We start from the raw sequence: 12,240 nt of genomic DNA, 5'->3' as shown, positions 1-12,240 counted from the left end.
TCGTCGGCCAACGGTTCGTCTTTGAGTGGTTGGTCGCTGTCGTTGAATGTGGGCAAGTTGTCTTGCTTGGTTTCTTCGGCTGCCAATTCTTTGCTTTCGTCGATCATCTTCTTTAAATCCTCGGGTTGAACTCGGTCCATCATTCGTTGGAACTTGGCAACAGCGGTTCCGGTAAGTGGTGTTTTACTTTGCTCCCACGATGTTATTTCTTCGCCTAACAGATCACCACACTGCTGAGCCAATTCCGGCAATACCGGCGTCAGATAGATCGTCAATTGTCGGAACAGATTCAGTGCGACCGTACAAACGTCGCGTAGCTCGTCCTGGCGATCCGCATCCTTTTTCATTTCCCACGGTTTCGCATGCTCGACAAACGGGTTGGCAGCGTCGGCCAGTTCCATGATTCGCCGCATGGCACGAGAGTAATCACAGGATTCGTACGCGGCAGCAATTTCGTCGCCCGCATCGGCGGCGGCTTGGAATAAACCCCCATCATCGGGGTAGGTTGCCGACAGCCCCGTTGAGCTCGCGAACTTGCCCACTCGGCTGGCCAGGTTGACGACTTTGCCAACCAGGTCGCTGTTGATCTTGTCCGTAAACTCATCGATCCCAAGGTCGATGTCTTCCACGCGAGCGGTCAATTTGGTGGCGTAAAAGTAACGCAGATACGCAGGTTTTGTGTGTTTTAAATAGGTTTCGGCGGACACCAACGTGCCGGTCGACTTGCTCATTTTTTCCCCGGTCACGGTCAAGAAACCGTGGATGCGAACTTTGGTCGGCAAGCTGTAGCCGGCCGTTTTCAGCATCCCAGGCCAGAACAGCGTATGGAAATAGGTGATGTCTTTGCCGATGAAGTGATGGATTTCGCAATCGTCCGATTTCCACCAATCCTCGAGCTTTTCGCCGTTGGCATCACACCACTGTTTTGTGCTGGCGATGTAGCCGATCGGTGCATCAAACCAGACGTACCAATAATTGCCGGGTGAGTCGGGGATTTCGAAACCAAAGTACGGTCCCGGGCGGCTAATGTCCCAGTCGCGAAGTGCGTTGGCTAAGAAATGGCCTTTCAAATAATTGGCCGTTTCGCTCTGTAGGGCATCGCTGCTGTCGATCCAAGTGGCCAAAAAATCGTGCAGCTTGTCGAGTTCGACAAACAGGTGGAGGGCTTTGCGAAGTTCGGGCGTCGCGCCGCTGAGGGTGCTCTTGGGGTCAATCAAATCGGTTGGACTGTACGTATGTCCGCATACGCAATTGTCGCCTGGTTGGTCTTTCTTGCCACATTTGGGACAGGTGCCGCGGACGAAGCGATCAGCTAAGAACGTTTGGGCTTCGGGATCGTAAAGCTGCTCGATTTCGCGTTCGGCGATCAAGTCGTTCGCTCGCAGCGATTTCCAGAACTCGCCACACAGCTCGCGATTGGCGTCGCTGTGGGTGCTGCCGTAGTGGTCGAATTCGATGCCAAATCCGCTGAAATCGCGTTGATGTGACTCGCTCATTGCCGCGATTAATTCTTCTTCGCTGCGGCCTTCTTTGCGGGCTCGAATCATGATGGCGGTGCCGTGGGTGTCGTCGGCACAGACGTAGATACAGCGGTTACCCCTCAATTTTTGGAATCGCACCCAAATGTCCGTTTGGATGTATTCGACCAAGTGCCCGATGTGGATCGGACCATTGGCGTAGGGCAGGGCACTAGTGACAAGGATTCGGCGAGTCATCGAGATTGATTTTGGAACGTTGGGAAGGGAAGCTGCCAAGAATCGAACAATCGATTTTTATCGGCAAAGTGTCAAACGGGGGGATACCGCGAGCGTCTTGGGCGGATTGTAGCTTTGAAACTCGTGTTCGACGACGCGGGGCGACGATCTGTACACGTTTTTGCAGCGTCAGCGGAATGAACAAATTGTAAAAAAATGGGTGTAAAACTCAAAAAAAACTAAAGTTCCACGAGGATCGCGGCCATTGATCTTGCCGTGACCGGGTGAATTCATGCAGTATTGCGATCCTCAGGCGACCAAAATCCAGCAGGGACGTTGGAAAATTGATGCGGTCGTCTCCTGTTCGGCAGGCCAATGATGGCTGGCCCGAAATGACCACTACCGTCCATGGAGGGACGAGCGTGATGAAGACAATGTTCGCGATCGCGATTGCATTTGTAGCGGCAACAAATTGCTTTCAAGGTGTCACGGCTCAGGCTGCGGGTGCCATTCTGATCGACTTTTCTTCCTCGCAATGTCCTCCCTGTCGGGCGATGCAGCCCGTTCTCACTCAACTCGAACAGTCCGGCGTCCCCGTGCGACACGTCGATGTTCAAGCCGAACCCGATCTGACCCGCCGCTACGGAATTCGTCAAACGCCCACCTTCGTCGTCGTCGCCAGTGGAAAAGAAGTCACTCGCTTGGTCGGCACGCAGTCGCTCGCCGATTTGCAAACTGCATTGGCGACCAATCCCAGCGGCCCGTTGGTGCAAACCGGATCGATGACCCGGGCGGGCGACCCCTTCCCGGCTCCCCAAACTCGTCTGGCTCCGGTGGGCCGTTTGCCCGTTGGCCCAGCTCAAAACCAGGCAGCTCAAAACCAGGGATTCCAAGGCCAAACATTGACGGCAGCAGCGAATCGCGATGCCACGCGAGCGATCGAGCCGATGCCAAGTCTGAGCAAAGCCGATGCGGTGGAACGAGCTCGGGCTGCCACCGTTCGCTTGCGTGTTCATGACGGAAAAGGTTACGGCGCTGGCACCGGAACCATTATTGATACTCAAGGCGAAGAAGGGCTCGTTTTGACATGCGGGCACCTGTTCCGCGAAACCAAAGGCGAAGGAAAAATCGAAGTCGATTTGTTTGTCGGAGGCCAAGTGCATACCGTTCTCGGGCAACTGCTTGACTACGACGCCGATGATCGTGACATCGCTCTGGTCGTGATTCGTCCGGGATTCGCGATTGATCCCGTTGAGGTGATTTCGTCGGTCGATCAAGTTCGCACCGGTCAGCCTGCGTTCAGCTACGGTTGTGACCGTGGCGACGACCCGAGCCGACGGGACACTCGCGTCACGGGGGTCAATAAATACAACCAACATATCAACGCGTCGAATCTCGAGATCGAAGGGGCTCCGATTGATGGACGAAGCGGCGGAGGATTATTCGACGACGCAGGCCGTTTGATCGGAGTATGCAACGCAGCGGATTACAAAGACGACGTCGGTATCTATGCCGGTCCGGGTGCCGTGCACTGGCAATTGGACCGAGTGAACTTGACCAACTTGTATCAAAACAACGGAGCCGCAGCGGCTCCCGAGCGAATGGCTAGCCTAAATCAAGATGCGGTCACACCCGTGGGGCTTCCCCAATCCGCACTGCAGCCCTCGGCCATCGCCGCCGCGGCCGACTTTGCTCCCGCAGCCGTCTCGCAGGCGAGCAACCAAGAAGTGATCGTGATCATCCGCGATCGAAACAGCCCGCAAAGCTCACCGCAAGTAATGACGGTCAGTGAGCCGACTCAGGACTTTCTGCGAATGGTCCAGCAACAGTCGCGTTAAGGTCGCAGTTGAGTTGAGGGTGCTGTATCCGTGGGGTACCAGTGCCGTGGATGTTACCGATGATCCCGCAGCGAGGATGCTTTGTCGCGATGCGGTTTCGCCGTGGCGTCGTCTTATCGAACAAGCCGTTGCAGCTGCTTGGCGATCTGGTCCAGTGGCAAGACGGAATGGATGATGTTCCGCTGGATCGCGACTTTTGCCATCCCAAACACGACGCTAGTCGCTTCGTCCTGGGCAATCGTGAAGCCGCCAGCTGCATGGATTTGCTGTAGCCCATCGACGCCATCATGTCCCATTCCGGTCATGATCACTCCTGCGCATGCTTTGCCAAACTGTTCGGCGACGCTGGCAAATAGGTGTGTGCCAGCCGGTTGAAAGCCATCGATCGGAGGATCGTCGGACAAGCAGATTCGCGAGCCTCGGGTCACGCCGAGATGGCTGCCTGCCGCGGCGACATAGACACAGCCGTGTTCGATGCGTTCGTGCTGACAAGCGAGCCGAACGGGTAGGGGGACCACGGTATCAAGCCAACTGGCAAATCCCGCAACAAAGCTGGGGACCATGTGCTGTACGATCAGGATCGGGGCCGGGAAATCGGCCGGCAGCTCGCCTAGCACTTTTGCAAGCGCCGGAGGACCCCCGGTCGACGACAAAATCGAGACCGCTTGGATCTTGGCTTGTGGTGGCGGATCGGAGGCCTCGCGAACAAGACTCGATTCAGCGTCGGTTTTCATCCGTCGACGTCGCCGTATCACCAACACACCCGCCATCGCCTTGACGGTTTTGACAATCTCTTTCGCCAATGCGGCATACTTGGGCGAGTGAGGCCCCGGGGGTTTTAGAAGAATCGCAAGCGCACCGGCGCCGAGCGCTTCCATCGAAGCTTCGATCTCGCGGACACGGGTACTTGCCGAGACAATCACGATTGGTGTGGGCGCTTCGATCATGATCTCGCGTGTCGCTTCCAATCCATTCATCCCGGGCATGTTGATATCCATCGTGATCACATCGGGATGCAGTTCTTTGGCTTTCTCGACCGCTTCGTGTCCATCTTTGGCAAAACCGATCACACGAAAACCGGCTTCTTCGCACAGGATCGCCCGTAGCACTTCACGCGAGGTAGCGGAGTCGTCGACAATCAATACCGTGTGCATTTTTGTCTCCTTAAACCAACTGGGCTAACGTATCGAGAAGGTTGGCTTGGTCAAAGCTGCCTTTCACGATGTATCCATTTGCACCCGATTGGACACCGCGTTCTTTGTCGCTGTCAGACCCACGTGCAGTGACCAAGACAATGGGGATCTCGGCGGTCGGTGTATTGTTTCGCAATTTTAACGTCAATTCAAATCCATCCATACGCGGCATGTCGACATCGCTGACGACCGCGTCAAAATGATGCTCTTGGGCCGCCATCCATGCTTGCTCGCCATCGGCAGTGGCGATGACATCGTAGCCCGCAGTTTCAAGAATGTTCTTGAGAAGTTCTCGCGTGGTGACCGAGTCATCGGCTAACAATAATTGTTTGCGAGCGGTCGATTCCTGTTTCTGGCGAGTTGAATGTGAATACGTCGGAGCAATGCCAAGAGCGGTGCGAACGACGTTGGACGCATTCATCACCATCGCAATCCGTCCGGTGGGCAGCAATGTGCAGCCGGAAAAGTGACGCAGTCGTCGAATTCGGCTGCCAAGGTTCTTGACTAAAACCTCTTGCTCGGTCAATACATCATCCACCGTGACTGCGACCCGCTGCTCACCCGCCGCCAAGATGACCGCTAATCCCTTTGCCAACTTTCCTGCAATCAATCCCTTGGATTTTAAGCCAAGGGTCGCCGCCAGCGACACAATCGGCGTCGGTGACTCGCTGAGCAATAACGTGTCGCGTCCCAGCGACGTGCGGACTTCGTTGATGCCAAAACGCACCATTCGGCGGACCGCTGTCGTCGGAATTGCATAGACTTCGTCGTTCACTCGCACCAGCAGCGAGCGGATCGTTGTCAGTGTCAACGGGACCACCAACGTGAACCGCGTCCATTGGCCCACGCGAAAGGTAACATCGACCGCTCCGTGTAATGATTCCACACGACTTTGCACCACATCCAAACCGACGCCGCGGCCGGAGATGTCGGTGATCATTTTTGCAGTGGAAAATCCAGGTGCAAATACCAATCGTGCTTGTTCGCGGCGGTCCTCCGGGACTTCCAAACCTCGTTTTTTCGCAATCCCACAGATACGATCCAAATCGAATCCCGCGCCGTCATCTTGGACCACCACCTCGACTTGTCCGCCACGCAGCGAGGCGCTGACGGTGACCGAAGCGGTTTCGGGTTTTCCAGCGGCGGTACGCTCCGCTGTTTTTTCGATGCCATGATCCACAGCGTTGCGGACTAGATGCAGTAGTGGATCCTTAAGTCCCTCCAACACGGAGCGGTCCACTTCCACATCCCCTCCCTCGATTTTGAAGTTTACCTTTTTGTTGCTGGCCGTCGCGATGTCACGAACGGCACGTCCGAGTCCACCGCAGGCATCAGTAAACGGCAGCATTCGCACATGATACACCTCGTCATCGAGTTGGCTGCAGGTTTGTCCGAGCAGACGGTTGTCGGCTTCGATGAGGGTCGACAATGCTTCGATTTTTTTGGTCAACAGCGTGAACGATTTTGATGTTTCTTCGATCCATGACTCGCCGTTTTCGGAGCCCGACGGTGGGGAGACCGACGGCGGGGAAAACGCCGAGCGGTTTGGCGTCGTTTGACGTCGTGTGCGTTGGGAATGGAGCCAACGTGATTTGAGTTCGGTCACGAGATCACGCAGGTCGTTGGCGTCCTTTTCTCGCAGCGAAAATCGTCCTCGGACCACGAGCAGTTCGCCGCTGTAAGCGAGTAACGCGTCCAGTTTTTGGGCGGGGACGCGTATTGAAGCCGCTTGCTCTGCCGCGGCAACGCGTTTGCCGGACTCACTCGGTTTCGGAGGCTCAAAGGGTTTTGCCGGTTGACTGGACTTGATTGCTGCGGTGGATTGGGGTTCGCGGGACGGATCATGTTTCGCCGGATCGAGTTTGCTGAGCTTGTCACTCATTTTCTGGATCGAAGCGGTTTGCAAATCGCGGCCATCACGAAGTCGTCGCCCCGTTTCAGCAAACGAGTTTGCCGCTTCCAGAATCCGCGAAACCAGCTCCGCAGTCACATCCTGATTCTCGTTTTGTATCCGTGTGATCAGTCGCTCGAGATGGTCACACACCTCACAAACCACCGCAAGATCGCTTGCCGCATCCGAGTCGTTTGCGGCCGACGATTTCAGACAGCTTGTCGCCTGCAACAGCGAGGTCAAGGCGTTTTGTTTTTCGGCATCGTTTTTTGCCGCTTCCAATCCCAACGCATTGGACGAGATTGTCGCAACATGATCGTCCAAGTCGTGCAGGAACGCGGCGACACGAGCTTCGCCAACGGGCGGACTGGACGCTGCGGCGGCACTGGAAACTGCGGCGGCACTGGACGCTGCGGCTTCGGCAGGCTTCTCCGCTGTGGCCGGCGAAGACTCGCTCGACGTCGATTCGCCGGAGGTCAATTCGTCTGCCACTCGCTTCAGTTCGGGCAACATCTGCACCAGCGACGAATCATCGAGAGGTTCTTCGGCGCGAAGCCGCACGGAGATATCTTCGATTCCGTCGATGACTTTTAGCATCAACGAGATCATCGCAGGGGGCGCCGAGCAACGCTGGTCGCGAAAGTAACCAAAAATATCTTCGAGGTGGTGGCATGCCGTTTGGATCGGCTGCACGTTGACTGCGGCAGAGGCGCCTTTGAGTGTATGGGCTGCGCGAAAGATCACTTTCCAAAGTTCATCGAGTTGTTCCGGAGTTTGTTCCTTCTCCACCGCCAAGAGTTCACGACCGAGCGTTTCAATATGTTCGCTCAATTCCTGCAGGAACGTCTCCATTAGTAATTGTGCAAATTCTTGTTCGTCCATTGTTTTTGGGTCCTGTACGTGGGGCAAACTTCCTGTTCGCCAAGCAGTCTGAGCATCAAAGTGGGGTGAAGACGCGATGGTCGACGATTAGATCTCCGTCAGCGAAGCGAGTTCGTTGCTAAGTCCATTCAAATTTCGGGCAGATTCTTCGATCTGTTGCACGGCACTGAGGCTTTGTTTGGTGACGGTATCGATGTCGCGAATCCCTTCGTTGAGTTGCCTTACTCCGGCCGCTTGCTGGTTTGCAGAAGCCGAGATTTGCGTGGCCATTTGAGTGGAATCGGCAAGGGTTTGGGCGAGGGTTTTGATCACCTCGCCGGCTCGTGAGGTGACGTCGCTGGCTTGGCTGACGGTGTGCGTGCCATGTTCGGTCGACAGCACAGCGGCATTGGTCGCCGCTTGGATCTCGCTCAAAATCGAGCGTATTTGTGCGGTGGCACGTTTGGATTGTTCTGCCAACGATTTGACTTCGGCCGCGACGACGGCGAAGCCTTTTCCATGTTCGCCGGCACGCGAGGCTTCGACGGCAGCGTTCAGTGCGAGCACATTGGTTTGTTCGGCGATGTCGTTCACGGTGGCGATGATTTCGCCGATCGCTTGGGCACGTTCCGCGAGTGACAGCATGTTTTCAGCGATCGATTCGACTTGTCGTTTGACCTCTTCCATAGCGGTGACGGAACCTTCGATCGCCATTCGTCCTTCGTTGCCCACTTCGTCGGTGTGACGAGCGGCCTGTGCGACTTCGTCAGCACGTTGGGCGGCTTGGGCCGCAGTTTGAGCAATCTCTTCGGCGGTGGCGACCACTTCGGACACCGTCGCGGCCTGTTCCTGGGCCCCTGCAGCTTGTTGGCTGGTCGTGGCCAAGATTTCTTGAGTCGCGGTGGCAAGCCGCTGTACCGCATCTCGAATGGCATTAAACAGCTTCCCGCGTTCGAGTTCGTTGCGTTTGCGTTCCGCGATGTCTTGCAGCGTTGCGATATAAATTTCATCGCCTGCGTAGTTCATTGCCACGACCCGCATCAATAACGGGATTTCGGATCCGTCGCGATGTCGTCCCGTCACTTCGGAACCGGCCCCTAGTCGGCGAACTTCGCCCGGGGCCAGATGATGGGATGGATGATGCGACGCATCGTTGCACAGTGAGCGTGACAAAAGCGACGCGTTTTGCCCGACGAGCTGGGCCTCGTTGTATCCAAACATCTCTCGCGTGGCGCTGTTGCACGACAAAATCGTTCCCTCGCAGTTAAGCGATAGGATGGCGTCGGCGGTCGAGTCGATGGTCGCTTGCGTTCTCGATTTTTGGTCTTTTGCTTCGGAAATATGACTGCGTAGTGCTTGGGTCATTTCGCGAAAGGAAGTATTCAGTTGGATCACTTCGCTCGCACCATGGATCTGTGGCATGGGTTTGTCGATTTGACCACCCGCGATCTCGTCGGCGGTGCGGCTGAGCGTGGCCAGCGGGGCTGCTAAGCGTCCGGCAAAAAAGTAGCTTGCCGTCAAAACGCCGAGCATGATTAAGGTGCCTGTTAACAAGAACCGATTCCGTAAATCCGTGACGCTTTGCAGCGCCGACTCGCCATATTCGCTGGTGGTGACCCCCCAGAATCGAGTGCGATCGCTGGGGTCGTAAAAGATTTGGGTGAACGTGCCCAGCATCGATTTGCCATCGGGTCGATCGGATCCCTGAACATAAATTGCTTTGGCGTTTTTGCCATAATGGGTGCTTTGCAGATCGTTTCTCAGTAAACGTTCGGCTCGTACCGGACGCAATTCATCAAACCGATCGTTGCTCATCGCCGTCGCATCGCTATTGCTGCTGCAGTACAGAAACTGCATCGTGTTATCGACAATTTCGATGACTTGTGCTTGGTTCACGCGATCGCCTGCCAGTGTCTCGACTGCGTTGTTGAACAACAGGTCGCCTGCGAGGGTGATGACAAAAATGCCACGGAACTCTGCGAGCGTTTCTTCGCTTGATTTGCTGAAAACTGGGGTACAGACATGAATGGTTGTATGGCCTTGGGGGTTCACTTGCAGCGGCGAAACATAGATGCTGCCACTGCTGAGTTCGCGTGTTTTCAAAAAGTAGGGTGCTTGAGCGATATTAGGGATTTGTTCGGTTTCCATTTCGTGGTCGCCCCGTCGTGATATCACTCGCATCACGCCGTGGCCCTCGGAGTCGTAAAATGCCGATTCGATCCGCTCGCTGTAAACACGCATTTCAGTGGTGACGATTTGTGCCAGCCGTTCCACCCAAATTTGAACATTCGATCCCGTTTGCACAGGGTCTTGGCCTGGGTTCTGTTCGTTGTCCCAGCTGCGAAGGATGCCAGGGATCGGCGGATAGCTTGGGATCGCCAGGGTATCCGCACGTGAACGCGCCAACGTGCTCTCCAGGTTGCTGGCGATTTCGTTGGTTTGAGCCACCATTTTTTCGAGTGTCATTTCGGTGACAATCTCGCGACTCTTTTGGAACGCCAGTGTTCCCAGAGCCAAGAGCGAAATAAGAATCGCAATTCCCAGCAAGACGGAGATCTGCCACCGCAGCGAAAGTTTGCGAACGTGTTCTGTCAATGTCATGCCGATGCCTCTAAGGTTGCCGAGCGAACGCGTCACTCACTTTGGTCTACATACAAATCTTCGCATCCCAGCAGTGCTTTGCCATCGAGCACGAGCAGCCCCTCTTTGCTGCACCCGAGCATTAGGTCGCGATAACAACCCGCCACCCCCATCGGTTCGAGCAGTTCGTCGCGACGCAGTGCCATCACATGCTCGATGCCGCTGACTCGAATCGCAAATTCAGGTCGGTCGCGACCTAGCACCAGGACCTGCGACTTTGGTTCGTCGTCTGCGGAGATGCCCAGCAGTTTTCCCAAGTCGATCACCGTCGTGACCTCACCGCGAAGATTCGTGACGCCCACAAAGTGCGGTTCGAGTTGAGGAATCGGCGTGATCGCATTGGGGCGAGTCAACTCGAGCACGTATTCCGAGCCAATCGCAAACTCTTCGCTGCCGATGCGAAATCGCACCACCTCGAGGACCTCGCGGTTGTCAAGCGTTTGGTCGGGAACGCGGGCAAGTTGGCGGGCGCGTTCGTCCAGGATTCGAGCGGATTGTTCTGGAGTCAGATTGTCGGTATCAAGCAGCGTTTTGCCAGACTCTTCGAGACGACGTTTGGCATCATCCCAATCGAACACTTTGGTGAGTTTGTTGTCAGCTGCAATCATGGTGTTTTCGCAAGCAGAGCTCGGATTTTTGTCATTTGCGATTCGGCTGCCGCCGCAGTCACCGCCGCTGTGTCCTGTTTAGAAAAGGGAATCAAGGCCTGAGGATCTTGTTGGTTACACAATTTCAGCGCGGTCTCGAAATGACGATAGGCAACCTTCCATTGTCCTCGCCTGAATTGGATCGAGCCAGCTAAAAATTGGGACATCACGTCACTTCGGTCCAAAAACAAGGCCCGCCCTATTGCACGCGCTGCTTCGTCAAGTTGGTTAGCATCCATCAGCAATCGGGCACGCAAATAATGCAATTCCGTTGCGAGGGGATGGCTCGCAACCGCTTCGCTACACCTTTCAAGTGCCGTGGCGGCATTCCGATGAGCTTGGCCACGAATATGAATCACGCAGGCGTCGGGGTGCTGACGTTGATTCTCGGTCAAACGAACCGCCGCTGCGTAATCACCCGCAGCAAGCGCCTTGCGTGCCTCTGCCATCAAGCGTGAGTGGATCGGCATCCGCGACGGGGATTGCGAAGGGGAGGCGTCCACTGATTTCGCCGTTTCCGCAGCAGCTGCCGACGGTGGCGTCTCGGGTGAGCGGACGGAGGTGATGGGCTTCGGGAAATCCGATTTCGGTTTGACGTGTGTCCCGGATTTCGTCACCTCGGCCGCACGGTTTTGTCCCGCCGCATTGGGGACGCCGCGTTGGTAGAACGTGCCGTATTGCGTGGTAATTGCAGCAAAGTCGCTCTCTTGAATCAACGAAGGGTCTCCCGACGCCGTGATCAACCAACCACCGGGAACCAAACACTCGTACAACCGGCGTGCGATCGCATTAATGGTTTCGCGTTGAAAATAGATCAGCACATTGCGGCACAGAATTAGGTCAAAGTTTCCGATTCCGGCACTGCGATTGGGATAGTCATCCGAGGCGAGGTTTAGCAGTTGAAAACGAACATGCCTGCGAACCTGTTTGCTCAATTCATAACGTTGGTCGTGCTTGGCTGAATGTGTTTGCACCAAGTATTTCGCAACCTGTGACATCGCACCGCCGCGAAAGGACCAGTCCCGATAAGATGCTCGCCGCGCTTTGGCGATCGATTGGATCGACAGATCGGTGCCCAATAAATCCAGCTGCTGTGTCTCTTGTTGACACAAAATCGCAAGGGAATAGGCTTCTTCGCCTGAGGCGCACGCAGCAGACCATGCTCTCAAGATCGTGGAATCGCCGCGACGTGAACGTAGTTCGGGAATGATTCGATGGCGGATGAAATCGAATTGTTTGGGCTCACGAAAAAAGTAGGTCTCGCCCACCGTGATCTCATTGACCAATTCGTTGTACACCTCAGGGTCGCTCTGTATTGCGGCAACAAACGCCGCGGAAGTTGTGATTCCGAGACGTTGCATCAGCAGCGATAGGGTGCGTTGGATTGATTGTGTTTGGTCGTTGCGAAACGAAATGCCGGTACGCTGCTGGATAACGGCAAGGACATGGCTCAGTTCGCTGTCGTTCACCTCGCAG

The 12,240-nt window shown here is 55.5% G+C and carries 7 protein-coding genes; 1 reads left to right on the top strand and 6 read right to left on the bottom strand.

From position 1 onward, the window contains the following. On the bottom strand, positions 1-1,715 hold a 1,715-nt coding region (gene metG / locus ABX962_RS03895), incomplete at its 3' end, for a methionine--tRNA ligase (RefSeq protein ID WP_372716809.1). A 404-nt stretch (positions 1,716-2,119) separates the two neighbouring features. Between metG and ABX962_RS03890 the strand changes: the two genes are divergently transcribed. Then, positions 2,120-3,532 (top strand): trypsin-like peptidase domain-containing protein, encoded by a 1,413-nt coding sequence (locus ABX962_RS03890; protein ID WP_372716807.1) that lies wholly within the window; start codon positions 2,120-2,122, stop codon positions 3,530-3,532. A gap of 113 nt (positions 3,533-3,645) precedes the next feature. Here the strand turns inward: ABX962_RS03890 and cheB are convergent, their stop codons facing one another. The 5 genes from cheB to ABX962_RS03865 all read right to left on the bottom strand — a co-directional run bounded on the left by cheB (position 3,646) and on the right by ABX962_RS03865 (position 12,233). Beyond that, complete coding sequence (cheB, locus tag ABX962_RS03885) at positions 3,646-4,686, bottom strand: chemotaxis-specific protein-glutamate methyltransferase CheB (protein ID WP_372716805.1); 1,041 nt, start codon at positions 4,684-4,686, stop codon at positions 3,646-3,648. 10 nt (positions 4,687-4,696) lie between these two features. Next, complete coding sequence (locus tag ABX962_RS03880; protein ID WP_372716803.1) at positions 4,697-7,498, bottom strand: response regulator; 2,802 nt, start codon at positions 7,496-7,498, stop codon at positions 4,697-4,699. Positions 7,499-7,585: 87 nt separating this feature from the next. Beyond that, the gene (locus ABX962_RS03875; RefSeq protein ID WP_372716801.1) at positions 7,586-10,078 is read right to left on the bottom strand and encodes a methyl-accepting chemotaxis protein; all 2,493 of its coding nucleotides are present in this window, start codon (positions 10,076-10,078) and stop codon (positions 7,586-7,588) included. Between the two features lie 32 nt (positions 10,079-10,110). Next, positions 10,111-10,725, bottom strand: a complete 615-nt coding sequence (locus ABX962_RS03870; RefSeq protein ID WP_372716800.1) for a chemotaxis protein CheW — start codon at positions 10,723-10,725, stop codon at positions 10,111-10,113. Then, entirely contained in the window at positions 10,722-12,233 is a 1,512-nt protein-coding gene (locus tag ABX962_RS03865; RefSeq protein ID WP_372716798.1) for a CheR family methyltransferase, read from the bottom strand. Before ABX962_RS03865 ends, ABX962_RS03870 begins: the two co-directional genes overlap by 4 nt. Positions 12,234-12,240 lie beyond the last annotated feature (7 nt).

The organism is Novipirellula sp. (assembly GCF_041583735.1).
Taxonomy (GTDB): domain Bacteria; phylum Planctomycetota; class Planctomycetia; order Pirellulales; family Pirellulaceae; genus Novipirellula.
This window is presented reverse-complemented; position numbering and strand designations above follow the sequence as displayed.

What these genes read in the sequence shown, in the direction of transcription:
- ABX962_RS03890 (WP_372716807.1), top strand. Translation starts at nt 2,120, where the DNA reads ATGAAGACAATGTTCGCGATCGCGATTGCATTTGTAGCGGCAACAAAT.
- cheB (WP_372716805.1), bottom strand. Translation starts at nt 4,686, where the DNA reads ATGCACACGGTATTGATTGTCGACGACTCCGCTACCTCGCGTGAAGTG.
- ABX962_RS03870 (WP_372716800.1), bottom strand. Translation starts at nt 10,725, where the DNA reads ATGATTGCAGCTGACAACAAACTCACCAAAGTGTTCGATTGGGATGAT.
- ABX962_RS03880 (WP_372716803.1), bottom strand. Translation starts at nt 7,498, where the DNA reads ATGGACGAACAAGAATTTGCACAATTACTAATGGAGACGTTCCTGCAG.
- ABX962_RS03875 (WP_372716801.1), bottom strand. Translation starts at nt 10,078, where the DNA reads ATGACATTGACAGAACACGTTCGCAAACTTTCGCTGCGGTGGCAGATC.